The sequence below is a fragment of the Aquimarina callyspongiae genome, from assembly GCF_034322225.1.
Taxonomy (GTDB): domain Bacteria; phylum Bacteroidota; class Bacteroidia; order Flavobacteriales; family Flavobacteriaceae; genus Aquimarina.
This window is the reverse complement of sequence record NZ_JAXLPA010000002.1, coordinates 701062-716023: the sequence shown is the minus strand read 5'-3', so window position 1 is coordinate 716023 and position 14962 is coordinate 701062. Positions and strand designations below refer to the sequence as shown.

General features: G+C 29.8%; 15 protein-coding genes. 5 read left to right on the top strand and 10 right to left on the bottom strand.

The annotated features are described in order from the left end of the window. Positions 1-16: 16 nt before the first annotated feature. The 4 genes from U0D62_RS10215 to U0D62_RS10200 all read right to left on the bottom strand — a co-directional run bounded on the left by U0D62_RS10215 (position 17) and on the right by U0D62_RS10200 (position 2761). Positions 17-466 carry an LTA synthase family protein gene (locus tag U0D62_RS10215; RefSeq protein ID WP_322287178.1) on the bottom strand — a complete coding sequence of 150 codons (450 nt, stop codon included), beginning with the start codon at positions 464-466 and terminating at the stop codon, positions 17-19. Positions 467-476: 10 nt separating this feature from the next. Then, complete coding sequence (locus tag U0D62_RS10210; protein WP_322287177.1) at positions 477-1004, bottom strand: cytochrome b; 528 nt, start codon at positions 1002-1004, stop codon at positions 477-479. A gap of 72 nt (positions 1005-1076) precedes the next feature. Further along, positions 1077-1511: a MarR family winged helix-turn-helix transcriptional regulator gene (locus U0D62_RS10205; RefSeq protein ID WP_322287176.1), complete on the bottom strand. Its 435-nt coding sequence runs from the start codon at positions 1509-1511 to the stop codon at positions 1077-1079. Between the two features lie 176 nt (positions 1512-1687). Further along, on the bottom strand, positions 1688-2761 hold the full coding sequence (locus U0D62_RS10200) for an alkene reductase (protein WP_322287175.1): 1074 nt from the start codon (positions 2759-2761) through the stop codon (positions 1688-1690). Between the two features lie 96 nt (positions 2762-2857). On the opposite strand from U0D62_RS10200, the gene U0D62_RS10195 reads away from it, so the two are divergent. Then, positions 2858-3196, top strand: a complete 339-nt coding sequence (locus tag U0D62_RS10195) for a winged helix-turn-helix transcriptional regulator (protein WP_322287174.1) — start codon at positions 2858-2860, stop codon at positions 3194-3196. Between the two features lie 40 nt (positions 3197-3236). On the opposite strand, the gene U0D62_RS10190 is transcribed toward U0D62_RS10195, so the two are convergent. The 4 genes from U0D62_RS10190 to U0D62_RS10175 form a co-directional block, all read right to left on the bottom strand. After that, positions 3237-4535 carry an aspartate aminotransferase family protein gene (locus U0D62_RS10190; RefSeq protein WP_322287173.1) on the bottom strand — a complete coding sequence of 433 codons (1299 nt, stop codon included), beginning with the start codon at positions 4533-4535 and terminating at the stop codon, positions 3237-3239. Between the two features lie 54 nt (positions 4536-4589). Further along, complete coding sequence (locus tag U0D62_RS10185) at positions 4590-5321, bottom strand: helix-turn-helix transcriptional regulator (protein WP_322287172.1); 732 nt, start codon at positions 5319-5321, stop codon at positions 4590-4592. 142 nt (positions 5322-5463) lie between these two features. Further along, the gene (locus tag U0D62_RS10180; protein WP_322287171.1) at positions 5464-6810 is read right to left on the bottom strand and encodes an amidohydrolase family protein; all 1347 of its coding nucleotides are present in this window, start codon (positions 6808-6810) and stop codon (positions 5464-5466) included. Positions 6811-6842: 32 nt separating this feature from the next. Further along, positions 6843-8369 carry an amidohydrolase family protein gene (locus U0D62_RS10175; RefSeq protein ID WP_322287170.1) on the bottom strand — a complete coding sequence of 509 codons (1527 nt, stop codon included), beginning with the start codon at positions 8367-8369 and terminating at the stop codon, positions 6843-6845. Between the two features lie 208 nt (positions 8370-8577). Between U0D62_RS10175 and U0D62_RS10170 the strand changes: the two genes are divergently transcribed. Then, positions 8578-9720, top strand: a complete 1143-nt coding sequence (locus tag U0D62_RS10170; RefSeq protein WP_322287169.1) for a DUF4476 domain-containing protein — start codon at positions 8578-8580, stop codon at positions 9718-9720. A 101-nt stretch (positions 9721-9821) separates the two neighbouring features. On the opposite strand, the gene U0D62_RS10165 is transcribed toward U0D62_RS10170, so the two are convergent. Continuing rightward, entirely contained in the window at positions 9822-10382 is a 561-nt protein-coding gene (locus U0D62_RS10165) for a helix-turn-helix domain-containing protein (protein WP_322287168.1), read from the bottom strand. Between the two features lie 780 nt (positions 10383-11162). On the opposite strand from U0D62_RS10165, the gene U0D62_RS10160 reads away from it, so the two are divergent. The 3 genes from U0D62_RS10160 (at position 11163) to U0D62_RS10150 (ending at position 14066) form a co-directional block, all read left to right on the top strand. Beyond that, complete coding sequence (locus tag U0D62_RS10160; protein WP_322287167.1) at positions 11163-11927, top strand: CPBP family glutamic-type intramembrane protease; 765 nt, start codon at positions 11163-11165, stop codon at positions 11925-11927. Positions 11928-11962: 35 nt separating this feature from the next. Further along, complete coding sequence (locus tag U0D62_RS10155; RefSeq protein WP_322287166.1) at positions 11963-12838, top strand: LytR/AlgR family response regulator transcription factor; 876 nt, start codon at positions 11963-11965, stop codon at positions 12836-12838. A gap of 106 nt (positions 12839-12944) precedes the next feature. After that, complete coding sequence (locus tag U0D62_RS10150) at positions 12945-14066, top strand: acyltransferase family protein (protein WP_322287165.1); 1122 nt, start codon at positions 12945-12947, stop codon at positions 14064-14066. A gap of 160 nt (positions 14067-14226) precedes the next feature. Here U0D62_RS10150 and U0D62_RS10145 read toward each other — a convergent pair whose 3' ends face one another. Beyond that, positions 14227-14760 (bottom strand): DUF6265 family protein, encoded by a 534-nt coding sequence (locus U0D62_RS10145; RefSeq protein ID WP_322287164.1) that lies wholly within the window; start codon positions 14758-14760, stop codon positions 14227-14229. Positions 14761-14962: the final 202 nt, after the last annotated feature.

The window sequence follows — 14962 nt, the reverse complement described above, 5'->3', positions numbered from 1 at the left end:
ATTGAGAAATCTAAAACTATTTCCTAAACACAGCCATAATAGAAGTTATCAATGCTCCAAGTGCAAAAAATATTCTTTGCCAATGATATCTTAACCATATGGTGAGTTCTCCGCTTACTTCGTTTATAGCTATTGTTTGTTCTTTAAAAGAAGTATTTGTTGGTAAAAAATAAATTAGGTAGTATAAAATATTTGCAAAAATTAGAATTATAGTAAATACCCATAACACCCTATTTTCCTTGCTTAGAAAAAATGCTAAGATTGCTAAAACCATGACTCCTGGCCCTAAAGGAAACATTAAACTATCTATGCTTCCTGAATAGGTAGTAAACCAATCTAAAAAAACTTGCGATTCTGAAGTTCTCCAAAAAGGAACTAATACTAAAGCTATTAAGATCATAGCTCCTATAAAAGCACCATTCAAAGCTATTGTTAATTGTTGAATTATCTTATTTATAATATTCATGATCTATTTTTTATGATATTCTTTTTAGCGTATTTTCTTTTGTAAACAGATAGTGTTTTATTACTCCTAAAACATGTAATATCAACAATATCATCATAATCATTGCTAACCATCCGTGTGCTACAAGAGGTTGTATGTTTTCTTTTGGAAGAATAGAACTTGCCGTTCCGGATTTTATAGCATCGATATATCCTCCAATAAATAAGGTGGCTAATCCAGTAATAGAAATAGCGATCAACAAAAAGTAAAAAGCGTTATGAATCCAGATAGCAAGTTGGTCATTAAATTTTGAGCCTGTTTTTAAATCTTTAGGACGTTGCGATTTAAAAAACAAATAACTTCGTATTAACGTCAACAAAAAAACAATGATTCCTAAAAGAGCATGAATCTTTATCAGTCCCATTTTTTCAGATACTGAAAGCCCTTCCATATATTTTCCTAAAGGAAATAAGGATAAAATCAATATTGCAGTTAACCAGTGTATTACAATAGTTCCTTTACTATATTTTTGAGTTAAGTCATTCTGGACATTTTTCATATTTGAATATTTAATTAATATTTGTCGATATGTCACAACAATATTTGTTATGACAAATATATGTAAAAAAAATTAATCAATCATATTATTCATAATTATGTTAGCTGTATTATTAAATGCCTCTACATCCTTTTTGCTAAGTCCTTTAGTCGCTTTTTTTAATACTTCTTTTGCCAATGGCTCTATATTATCCCGCACAGTCCGACCATTTTTAGTAATGAAAATTCTCCAGGTTCTGCGGTCATCGGGAGCACTTTGTCTTTCTACCAATCCTTTTGCTACAAGCTTATCCACAATTCTAGTAATATTGGCATTATCTTTAAAAGTAAGCTTAGCTACTTCCTTTTGCGTAAGTCCTGATTTTTCATTTAATCTATTTAAAATTGCCCATTGCTCTGTAGTTACATCGATATTATTGTTTTTTATAACTGTATTTAATTCCCTTTTTAATAAAAGTGCTGTCATATTAATTAAATATCCCGCAGATTGATCCAAGAAAGATTCCATGTTATTTGTTATGTTATTAATTAACATAACAAATATAAAAATTGATAATTTAATTATATAGAAAATAGTTTGACAACTTGTCAATACATTTATGTATTTCAATTATAATCTTATCTCATAAAAAAAGCGATCTGAAGAAGGATCGCTTTTTAAATATCTAATTTGTTTTCAATACTTTATGCATAATCAGTATAACCTACAGCGTCTGCTGTATAAAAAGTATCATAATCAGGTTCTAATAATGTCTCGTTGTTTTTTAATTTTTCTATTAGATTAGGATTAGATATAAATGGTCTTCCAATATATACAAGATCATATCCTTCTTCTAAATGATTTTCTACTTGAGATAAGGTATGTACGTTTCCGCCCACAATAACATTTCCTTTAAATGTATTTTTAATAGTACGCTTAATATCCGTTGCAAATTGTGGAGCGTTCATAGCTACTGTTTGATCAACAATATGAATATATGCTAATCCCAGTGCTCCTAACTCTTGCGCCAAATATGTATAGATATCTACAAGATCATCATATTCTCCTTGCATATCATTAAAAACACCATACGGTGAAAAACGAATCCCTATTTTATCCCCTCCAATAGTATTTACCAGCTCTTGAGCAAGTTCTATAATAAATCGGGCTCTATTTTTATAATCCCCTCCATACTCATCTGTTCTTTGATTTGTTTTGGGGTTTATAAATTGTTCTAATAAGTAACCATTAGCAGCATGGAGTTCAACTCCATTTATACCCGCTTCTATTAATTTCTTTGCAGATGTTACAAATTCTTGTTTTGTTCTAACAATATCATCTCCAGTCATTACTTCTGGGATATCATGAGGCTGAAATCCTTTTGAATCTGTATACATCTGACCAGAATCAAGATGTACGCCCGAAGGTGAAATAATTCTTGCCCCTTCAGGTAGATTTAATGAAGATGCTACTCTACCGGCGTGCATTAATTGTATGTAAAACTTCCCTCCTTTTTCATGAATACCTTCAGCAATCGATCTCCAACCATTTATTTGTTCATCTGTATACGCTCCAGGCATTCTAGCATATCCCAAACCATCCGGAGATGGTGAAGTTCCTTCTGATATTATTAAACCTGCTGTTGCACGTTGACCATAATACGTTTTCATAAGATCATTAGGTATATTATTAAGCGCTCTACAACGTGTTAAAGGCGCCATTACTATTTTATTATTTAATTCAATATTTCCTAAAAAAGAAGATTCGAATGCTTTCATATTCATTTTTTTTATCATTAGTATACAAAAGTAACTATCATTTGTTACTTTTGTATACTAATGGTTATAATAGTAGTAACCTTAACGTAACTAATTATGGGAAGAGGTTATATAGAAAATCCAAATAGTTGTCCTATGACTCATACAATGAACATCTTAGGAAACAAATGGACTTTTATTATTCTATATATGTTAAATGACAGAACATTTCGATTTGGTGAAATAGATGTCAGAATAGAAAAAATAAGTAGAAAAGTACTTGCTGAGCAGCTTAAAGAAATGGTATCCATAGGGATTGTTTCCAGGAAATCATATTCTGAGTTACCGCCCAGAGTAGAATATTCATTAACTCCTAAAGGAGAAAAACTAATCCCTATTCTCGATCAATTATGTGAATGGAGCAAAGATGTCCCCTGTTCTTTAGATAATTCATAAATTATTGTTATTGAAAGGATTAAACGTAATTATATAAAGTTTAAATACATTTTTTTATTGCTTCATCTAATATAGCAATACCTATATCTATTTCTTCTTTGCTAATAGTCAATGGAGGAGCAATTCTAAAAACGCTTCCATAGCCTTTCATTCTAACAATATTCATATTCAGTCCTAACTCAAGGCATTTATCACATATTTCTTGACCTAGCATATCATTTGGTATTTTTGATGTTCTATCTTTTACAATTTCTACACCAAGTAAAAGACCATTACCTCTAACATCACCGATACACTCATATGTTTCTTGTAAGTTTGTCAATTGCTCTTTTAAATAAGCACCATTTTTTATGGCATTATCAGCTAATTTTTGTTCATAAAGTATTTCAAAAGCAGCGATACCAAAGGCAGCACAAAAAGGATCGGATACATGAGAAGTTACATAGATAAACCCTCTTTTATGACATTCTTCTTCTATTTCTTTTGTAGTAACCATGGCCGCGAGAGGTAACCCTCCTCCTAGTGTTTTTGAAAGTGTTAAGAAATCTGGAGTAACTTCATATTGCTCAAATGCAAATGTTTTTCCCAAACGACCTAAAGCTGTTTGAGCTTCATCAAATATCAATAACAGACCTCTTTCGTCACAAAGCTCTTTCAACCTTTTAACATAATCAGGTTTTAACCCAATCATACCCGCTGCGCTTAACATGGGTTCTGCAATTAATGCAGCATATTCTCCTACTGATTGTTGATCTGCCATTTGCATTCCTACTTCTAGACAAGTATTATCACAACTACCTTTGCAATGCGCTATTGGACAACGATATTCATATGGTGCGGGAATCATTAAACTTCCAGACATAGCCGGACCATATCCTTTTCTTGTTTTAGAATAAGTATATGACTGTGCTCCAGCAGTCATCCCATGCCATGATCCAGAAAATCCTATTATTTCAAAACCTCCTGTAACCAGTTTTGCCATTCTTATAGCTACCTCGTTAGACTCTGATCCTGTATTTAGAAATATACATTTGGACAAACTATCAGGTAGTTCTCCTGTTAACTTTTTTGATAGATTAATCACTGGCGGAGATAAAATAGAACTTAGTAAATGAATAGCTTCATTGCCTGATTTTTTCAATATATCGACAAATTTAGGATGATTATGCCCAAATACAGAACACATCTGTCCAGAAGTAAAATCTAGGATCGCCTTACCTTTTTTATCATAAATATAGCTTCCAAAAGCCTTTTCTGCTATAAATGGACTAAACTCTCCACAATAACGTATTAATGATTCCTGAGCTTCTTTTATTTCTTCAGAATTAAAATCTTGCATAACATAACTTTTGAATGCAAGTTCTGGTAATTTTAAACCTCAAAATTGTATAATTCAATCATTTTTAACCAAATCTGCATATCGCTTTGGAATCATCCCCACATTAATTTTAAAATATTTATTGAAATGACTTTGATCAAAAAAACCGGTATCATAGGCTATATCTGTAAAACAATTTCTGGTTTTAATATATTCCTTGGCTTTTTCAATTCTAAGGTTTTGGAGATAACGACTCGCTGAAATCCCAATATTAGCCTTAAAAAGGCGTTGAAAATGACTTTCACTTAAATGTATCAAATCTGATAATTCTTCTACAGGTATTGGTCTATAATAATTACTTTCTAAATGTATAAGTGCTTTTTTTAAAAGAATCTTCGGTTTGGTCAAATCAGCATCATGACTCATCAAAAAATGTTCAAATACTTCTGGTATAATAATCTCTTCATTGTTATTAGCTTTGATCTTATCAAACCATTTATTGAATTGATTCTTATAAGCATGATTGTTTTTAATTATTGTTAAACCTAATTGAGTAGCATTTAGATTCACAAAAGCATGAAGTTTAGGTACTCTAATCACCTTATAATGAAAAAAATGTTCAACCAGTGTTTGATGTGCAACATATGGAGGGATAATAACTAAACTACCAGGTTTTAGAATAAATATAGAATTATTACATATTAGATTAGCGCTTCCATTTATGATATATGAAAATGTATAACGATCCGGATGCAAATGCATCGGGAAATAGTGTTTTTTATCATAATATATAGTGGCACACTCCATTAGTAATACTATTCATTTAACCAAAGTTAAAAAATATAATCATAAACCCTGTTAATGAAGGTTTATAGAAAAAACAAAATCAGTTCTACTACAATTATAGTAGAACTGATTTTAACTCGACTTATATAATATTTATACTAAATTAATTTTGATCCCATTGAATCATTTCTTTTAAATCCTTTTTATCAAACCAATGTCCTCTCAGCATTACTCCCTCTGGATTACGCAATACTTTTAAATCTTCTAGAGGATTAGTAGATAATAGTACTATATGTGCTGTATAGTCTTCTTGAACTTTGCCTATAAAATAATTATTATCTATAAAATGATTGATATACTCTCCTGCATTGGCGGTTGCAGCTTTTATTGCTTCATAAGAACTTAATCCAGCTTGGGTCAAATTTTTAATTTCATCTATTGCTGATTCACCGGGTGCAGCTCCTGGAAATGCAGTATCCGTACCAACAAGAATCTTTACTCCAGCTTTATGAAAATGTTTTACTATAGGGAAATAAAAATCATATACCTTTTCTATATAGTTTCTACTATTAAAATCTCTAGAGCCATACCAATCTTCTTTATATATTTTTTTAATTTTAGGGTGTAAGTGGTTAGTTTCTGGTATTTGTAAAATAGAATCCATTACCTGTGGTTTTCCCCAGGTTAATTCAATTTTTTCATATGCTATCATATTGGCAATTAACCAGATATTCTTTGCTGCTGCTTTTGAAGCAAAATCTATTACTTCTTGTTCATCAAATTCTGTAAATTGCGTATAAATAAACTCTTCTGTATGTGCCATGGATTTTTGCCCTATACGTAGAGCATCATCAGCGGTCAAGTTTCTAGGAATATGCCCCATTGCGTGTACACCTTCTCTTTTGGCAATTTTCATCATATGTTCGAACTGTGGTATTGTCATTTGACCATAAATTTTTATAAAATCGTATCCTTTTTCTTTATCTTCTATGATTCGTTCTTCAATTTTTGTTAAGGATACCTCTTTAAAGTTTTTTCGGTTTAGTTCGCGCACCACGCCTCCCTGACCTGCAGTGTAGATATCAGGGCCTAGTATTTTCTTATTTTTAATATTTTCTCTAAGTTTTAAAACTTTCTTAGAACCTCCCAGATTGAGTACAGTCGTTACTCCACTATTAACGTAAGCGCGGATCCATTCTTCTGATCCCTTATGTCCTAAATGAACGTGAGTATCTGTTAAACCAGGAATTAGGTATTTTATATTCTGACCATCAATTATCTTTGCACCATCAGGTATTTGAATATCTTTACTAGCCCCTATTTTAATGATTTTATCATTTTTTATAATAACAGTTTGAGACATTTTAGGAATGGAGTCCTGCATTGTTAATACATGTACGTTTATAAAAGCTTTAATAGGCTTTTGTTCTTTTATTGTATAGGTTTGAGCATTGTTTGTAAATCCCCATAAAAGATTTAGCACTACTAACATATGTTTTATTTTATTCATTATTTCTGTTTTTTTTGAAGAAATGAAATACATTATTTTATATATTGATCTATATTTATTTTTCTACTTCTATTATTTGCTTCTTTTACCGACAGAAGCATTTTATCTAAAGTTTCTCTATCCAAAAGTTTTCCATTAGTGATTACGGCCTGGATCGTTTTGGTATTATTAATATTTTCTAGTGGATTCTTTTTTAATAACACCAAATCAGCTTCGAATCCTGGTTCTATTTTTCCAATTTTATATTGCATCCATTTTCCGGCATTTAATGTAGCTGACTGAAGTACTTGAGCTGGACTTAGACCTGCATTATTAAGTGAGATCAATTCTTCGTGTAATGAAAATCCTGCTATAGCGCAGGCTACATTTGCATCTGTACCTGCCGTGATGATAACATTGTGTTTTATTAAAGCTTTGGTCATGATTTGGTGAGCTTTGACGTATGTATCCCAAAACATTTTTGACCTTTTATGCATTTCAGGATCGTTTTTTGCTTCTAAATTCTCATAAGAATTATTTCCGGGAGTCCATCCTTTTGCCATTTTGGATCCTTCGACCAAGCCGGGATTTGCGTATTCCAGAGGTATCATTTTAATAAAGCTTTCTAATTCAAGCTTTTGTTTTGGAAAGCTTTCTACAAGCCAAATAGTAGAAGAAACTACTATATTATTTTCTTTAATTTTAATTGCAATTGCATCGCACCTTTCTCTTAAATACGTAAGATACTCCTCAGATTTATTATAATAAACTGGTCCAAAGTCATTCATAGTACTTTTTACGATTTCTTCTACGTGTGCTAATTGAGACTGACCTGAAGTATATAGACCTTCTAAACCAACTTCTGAACTTAAATGCCCTATAGCCGGAAGGTTTTGTTTCTTGCATTCATCAATAATAGCTTGATAAATATTTGGTTTTAAAAATGTACTTAGTTTAATAGCGTCGTATCCTTGTTTTTTAAATCTACGTATAGCTTTACGTGCTTTTTCCTCTGTTGTAAAGTTCTTTTCTCTACCAAACCAGCTTCGTATCTTTAGCATTAAACCTTTTCTGCTTCCAATTTTTCTAGTAGCCACATAAATATTAGGACTTAGAGCTCCGGTTTCTGCTTCTGTCCGCCATTGCAGATGCGATTTATCTCCAAACATTTCGCCAACTGTAGTCACACCATTAGCCAAATAAAGCAACAAGTCATTCTTACTTTTTTTCAGATGTACATGTGTATCTACTAGCCCTGGAATGAGATATTGCCCTGTACCATCTATTTCTTTATATTCATTAGAGAAAATACGGTTTTTACCAATAGACTCAATTTTGCCATTTTTTATCAATACTGTTAAACTATCTCTCATTTTTGCACAATCTGTTGATAGTACATTTACATTGGTAATAGCTATTGGAGATGGGGAGCTTTTAAAAATTGAAGTATCAACTATTTCTGTTTTTGCTCCAAGATGTTGATTAATTTGTGATTTAACTCCTATACAAGAACCTATACTGATAAGTAGCAATATTAATAAAGTTCCTAATATCCATTTTTTGATTGATATACGTTTCATAAAATAATTAATGATTAAAATTGATTGATAACGGATACAAAGCAACCATAAAGTACTGATTATAATGTCTCATTGCTTCTAAAGAGACAACTAAGGGATTAAGCAATGCTTTTTAGGGATATTTGAATTACATTCGTCAATCATAACAGCTCAATTTTCTAAATAAATAAATTGATATATTAGCCGTTTGATTTTTAACCTATTAATTATGTCCCAAAATTTATTTTCATTATCTAGAAATCTATTTGTGATTTCATTATTCCTGTTATCTCATTCTATACAGGCTCAGAAGATTGCATATAATCTCCCAAAGTCAATTAATAAAAAGAATGTACGTGTCATATTTCAAAAAGTACGGGCATCATCCAATAGCTATTATATAAACTATAAGGCAGAAAATATTGGTAATGGTACCTTAATTATTGATAGAAGCTTAACAGCTTTAGAACAAAATGATGGAGAAATATTTCCTACTTCTGGCAAGTATGTTTTAAAATCAGGAGATTATAAAGCTGTGTATAATCAATTCAGAATAAAATCTCCGGCTAAAGCAAATGCTGATCTTTTGCAACTTAAATTTAGAGGTTTTAGTTATGCAAAACCTTTTTCAATACCATTAAAGTCTCCAAAACTTGTTTTAGCTGAAAAAGCTACACAAGTGGTAAAACCATTTACCATAAAAGTGGTGGAATATAATGTTTACCCCGATCGAGTATATGCTCAAATTAAATGTACGTTTAATGGCGGAGTAAATAGCATAGGTAATATTGACCTAACTAAACTTAAAGTAAATGGAGGAAAAGCCGAAGTTGTGAAAAAAGGCGATATACTTTTTCCTGGGAAATCATATACGTTTTCTATCAATATAACGCCTAATGGAGAAGAACTAAATGTCGTTTGGAAAGATGTCTTAAGTGTAAGCAAGATTCAACAACTATCTTTGGAAAAAGTTATTATCAAGAGTACTACCTATGTAGAACCAGTTGAAGAAAACAAACCGAAAGAAGAAGAAGAAGAAGAAGAAAGCGATGAAGTTACTGAGGAAACAGATAGTGTAAAAGAACTTAGTTTTACTGATTTTATGACATTGAAAAAGGATTTAGAGTTAGAAATGAATAATGGTGGTAAACCTGTTGGAATGGCTTATGAATTCCTTTTAGAAAAGAAACATATAAGTACTGCACAGGTAATTGAATTTATAAATATTTTTAATCTGGATGGCTTACGACTTAAATTTGCTAAGATGGCTTATCAGTTTACATCTGACAAACCTAAATATCATATGGTTGTAGGTAAACTTCAATACACCAAAAACAAGCAAGCCTTAGAAGAGTTTCTTGAAAATATTTAGTTTTAGAGTTTAGGAGTAATATCTTCTTAAATATTCTATGATATTAAGAACCAGAAGTTAACTTTATCAAGTCAACTTCTGGTTTTTTTATTTATATAGCTCTAATGAAGATTGACTTTAAACTCCGACGGAGATTGACCGGTTTCTTTTTTAAATAATCTGTAAAAACTGGCTTTAGATTTGAATCCACATTCATATGCAATTCCTTCGATGGTATATTCTTTAAATATAGGTGAAGCAACTTGCTTTTTAAACTCATCGATTCGATAAGTATTAACAAAATTATAGAATGAAGTTTTTATATGTTGATTCAATAATGCAGATAGTTTTTTATCAGTTATACCTATACCTGCCGCTAGTTTATTTAGGGTTAATTCTTCATCCAGATATGGTTTTTTGTTTTCCATATATGTAATTAAAGTTTGTTCTAGTTCTAAAAAGACAACTTGTTGTTTTTCATCACTCATAGTTTTATTAGAGGCAACTTTTGTTTCATTATCTAACAAAAAATAAGGAATTAACACTTTGGATTGGTTGATTCCGTAATAAGCTGCATACATAATTGATATCACCAAACCAACCATAACTATGTTTTGAGTTCTCCAGTTTAGTGGTTCAAAAAGCAATTGGTAAGAGGCAAATAAAAAATCTAGAGAAATCACTAAGATTGGTGCAATCAATACATACCTAACCCAAACAAAATTGTTATGCTCGATATGCGAGTAACTACATTTTAAAACTCTTTTGAACTTATAAAAAACTTTAAAACTCTTGAATAGAAAAAGTAAAAAGATTATATCTAATACTACACGTGTAAATATATGATTAGCACGTAAAAACATACCATATTCAACGAGATACTCCTTTGATATACCTGTTATTAAATAGGGAACAGAAATAAATAAGAAGAAAAGAATAAAAGGTATAAAATATAACTTGTTCTTTTTTAAAACCTCTTTGTCATCAAAAAATAAGGATTGTATGTATATCAATAATAATGGACCCAGTATCAGTTTTGAACTATGCGCTGGTAAAAAACTGATATGATGTAAAAATCTGATGTTATTTATTGTCGAGTATGATTCTAACAAGGCAAACACTAATAGTCCAAAAAATATTATTAAAATAGATTTTGATAGTCCTCGTTCTTTAGATTTATAAAAAATATAAATATAAATACAGGAAATAAGCATTCCTGCTATGAAAAGAAAATCATATAATAGCGTCACTATTTTTTTAGTCAAATATAAGTAGGAAATATTTTTTGAACTATTATAAATCTTTACGTTTTTCTTTTTTATCTCAAATTGTATCTATTTATCAATATTCAATACACTAATTTATTCTGACGGAATTATAAATTCATCATAGTTGGTCATAAACATATCTTAGTTTTGGTCGTAATAGTGATTAATTATATAGTTGTCTTTAAGAAATAGTTTATGAGTTTAAGCCTTATCAATCCCAAGTATTATTTTAACGAGTTCAAAAAGTTTATTAAATATAGTATCTATCCAAAGCCTATTGAAACCACCACCGAAAGCGCTCTGAAAAAAATAAAAGGTACCTGGGTTATCTTTATTATTAAAACAGTATTAACTATTATAGTTGGTATAATTGTTACTTCAATTTATGATCCGGCAAACAAAACATCCCTTAGATGGCAGCAGGAGTATTCTAATTATTATATCTTTTTTTTAAGCATAATTCTTCTCCCATTATTAGAAGAAATAGCTTTTAGGCTTTCATTAAAATTTAAGCCCCTGTATTTATCCTTAACCATAGGAGTCCTTAGTTATTATTTTTTAACTAAAGTGGTTTACAAAACTAGTTTTAGTAATACAGAGGTATATATCATTCATAGAGCTTTAATTAGTATTATAATTATGCTCTGTAGTTATTTTATAGTTGTCCAAAATAAGATTAAGGATAAACTTCAAGGATTCTGGAAAGCAAACTTTAGATGGATATTTTATTTTTTATGTATCACTTTTGCCTGGATGCATATATTAAATTATGGTATAACCTTAAAACACGTATTATTACTTCCGTTAATTACTTTACCCAAATTAATATCAGCCTTATCCTATGGATATATACGAATGCATTTTGGGTTTGCGTATTCCCTGGGGTTACATATGTGCTGGAATAGTTTAGGTTTTATTATGAGCTTATTTCCTGCAATTAATAATGATATAATTTTTTGAGACAGATTCATTAAAAAAATTATTTTTGCTTTCAGATGAAATTAAGACTAGCAAAAATTAAAGAATATTTAAAAGAGCCTTATCCCTATTACTATGATAATCAACAACGGCTTATTTTATTACTATTGTTTCTCTCTGTTTTAAGCTTTTGTTTTTCTTATTTTTTTGAACCTTTTGTTGTCAACGTTGCAGAATATAAAATCAACTTTATATGGATTTTGTTAATTCATGCATTTATTCCTTTTCCTATCGCGTACATTTATCTTAGTTTGATGAATTTAAAGGTGAAAGATGATATCATCTGGACCCTGGGAAAAGAAATCTTTAATCTATCAATCATTCTTTTAATTATTGGTATTGTAGGGTTTTTAATTCGTGATTTGATTTATACAAATCCGGATAATTGGTCTTTTCGGTATTTGTGGGAAGAGATTCGGAACACATTTTTAATAGGTGTTCTTTTATTAATTATTGTACTACCAATAAACCTTGAACGGCTAATAAATAAACATACAACAAGTTTAAAAAAACTACCTTCTAATATAGCCCGGGAATCTTATAGTATTATGGATTCTGCAAAAAAAACAATATCAATTGAAAACTTTGAACTGAAAACTAATGATTTTCTCTTTGCAAAAGTAGAAAGTAATTATACCGAAGTTTTTACTTATTCGACAGAAGGAGTTAATAAAAAATTGATTCGTATCACTCTAAAAGAACTAGAAGAACAATTAAACCCAATTTCTTCTATCTTTAAAACGCATCGTTCTTATTTAGTTAATCTAAATGCTATTGAATCGATTTCAGGAAATGCTCAAGGATACCAATTGACCTTAAAAAATTATTCAAATAAAATACCTGTTTCACGCTCCAACATTAATGGTTTTAATGCAGTGTATTCTAAAATATAGACAACACACCTTGTATTTCGTCACTTCCATTTGTCATCCATCACAAAACTATAATCACCATTGCCTTTGTTTTTAAGTTTGTCAAATAAACTAAAAAGCAAAAGTTTTGATAGAAGATAAAAGAAGATATGATATAGATTGGTTACGGGTTATTGCGATACTAGCGGTATATTTACATCACGTAGGAATGCCATTTAACGGTGATGACTTTCATATAATGAATTCTGATTCCAGTAAAATCCTAGATGATATTATGGTGTTTTTTGAACAGTTTAGATTACCTCTTTTATTTTTGATTTCTGGTACAGGAACTATGTTTGCTTTTTCAAAAAGAACCTGGTTTCAGTTTTTAAAAGAAAGAAGCACTCGTTTACTAATTCCGCTCTTGTTCGGTGTTCTTTTTATAGTTCCTCCACAAACATATTTTGAAAATATAATCAAGTATGATTTTTATATAAACGTTTATAAAAAAGGAGATTTCTTCGAAGTAAATCACTTATGGTTTATCGAGAATTTATTTATAATGTCTGTTGTATTAATTCCTTTGATTTTATTCTTAAAATCAACAAGATCTAATAATTTAATTAACCTACTTAAAACTATCACATCAAAAAGATACGGTATATTTTTATGGGTACTCCCATTAATATTAATAACTGTTTTCTTAAAAAAAATATATCCTAGTGATTCAAAAGATATAATCAACCTCTCCTCTACTTTTTACTATGGTTACTTTTTTGTTTGCGGAATGTTATTTACAGCTACAGAGAACATTTGGATTCATCTAAAATCATATCGTAAATTTAATTTTATGGCTTTTTTAATAAGTTTCCTATTATTTTATGGATATTATCTTATGCCAAGTGATGTTATTACACCGTATCTCTCTTTAAGTAACAGATGGGATATTTGGTATCTGGTTTGTGCATTAGTTGGTTGGAACTTTGTAACAACTTTACTTGGGTACGGTCAGATCTGGTTTAATAAAAAAAGTGTTCTGTTAAAAAAATGTAACGAAGCTATTTATCCATTTTATATACTACATCAAACGATTCTTATCATATTAGGTTATTATATTATACAACTAAATATGAGTATTGTATCAAAAATGTTTCTTTTAGTTTTGACATCTTTTCCTATTATTATAATAATCTATCGATTATTGATTTATCCTTTTAAGATACCGAGAATTTTATTCGGGATGAAAAAGAAAAACAAATCATATTAAATTATTTAATCACAACATAAAAATAATTGAATTCACTCCTATTCTACACAGGTATAGGAGTGATAAAACGATACTATCAAGTATTTTTTTCCTGCTTAAAAGAATATAGACAGCAATTTTAGAATTCCTTTACATTTGTTGAGAAAATTAATTCTATCTTCTAAAGTTTTATTCTCTTATAATTAAATTTTGTTTCCGTTTTTTTATTGTTTTTCTCAAACACTACATACACATTAATTTCCTGATCTGATACTTTTTCAAAGGTAAACCCATTAAAAAACACTTTGTTTTCTGTTACTTTTACAAGCTTAAAATCATACGTTTTATCTTTTTCCTCCCATCCGGTTAAATCATCATTAAAATGTTTTAATCGTAAGATTAATGTTTCATCTTCTTCAGTAATAGTAAGTAATTCATAAAATTGTATTTCATTATTTACTATAAGTTTAAAGGCACACATCATGGAGTTACCAATAGGTGGTGTCCAGACTTCTTCTGTTATACCACCAAATGCTTCTCCTTTCCAATATCCACTTAACCATTCAATTACTTTTAGATCTGCTTTAGGAGAACCTGTTGAGTCATTATACTTGAGTGTATTTTCAAACTGGTTTTGCCCGTAAACAAAAAAAGGAAGAATTATTAATATCAATAATTTCAGGTTTTTAATCTTTTCAGTTAAATAGGTATACATCTTAATAGTTTTATGGTTTTTATTTAAGACGTATTACTTCTTCTTATTTGGACATTGAATTATTTAGTAATCATTTGGTTGTTTCCTAAAACTTATAACTGCTACATTCCTATTTCAATAACATAATAGAGAATCTTATCATTTATTGGGATGTAAAAGATACCATCTGTGATAAGGCTATTTTGTATGTAGTTGCAATCTA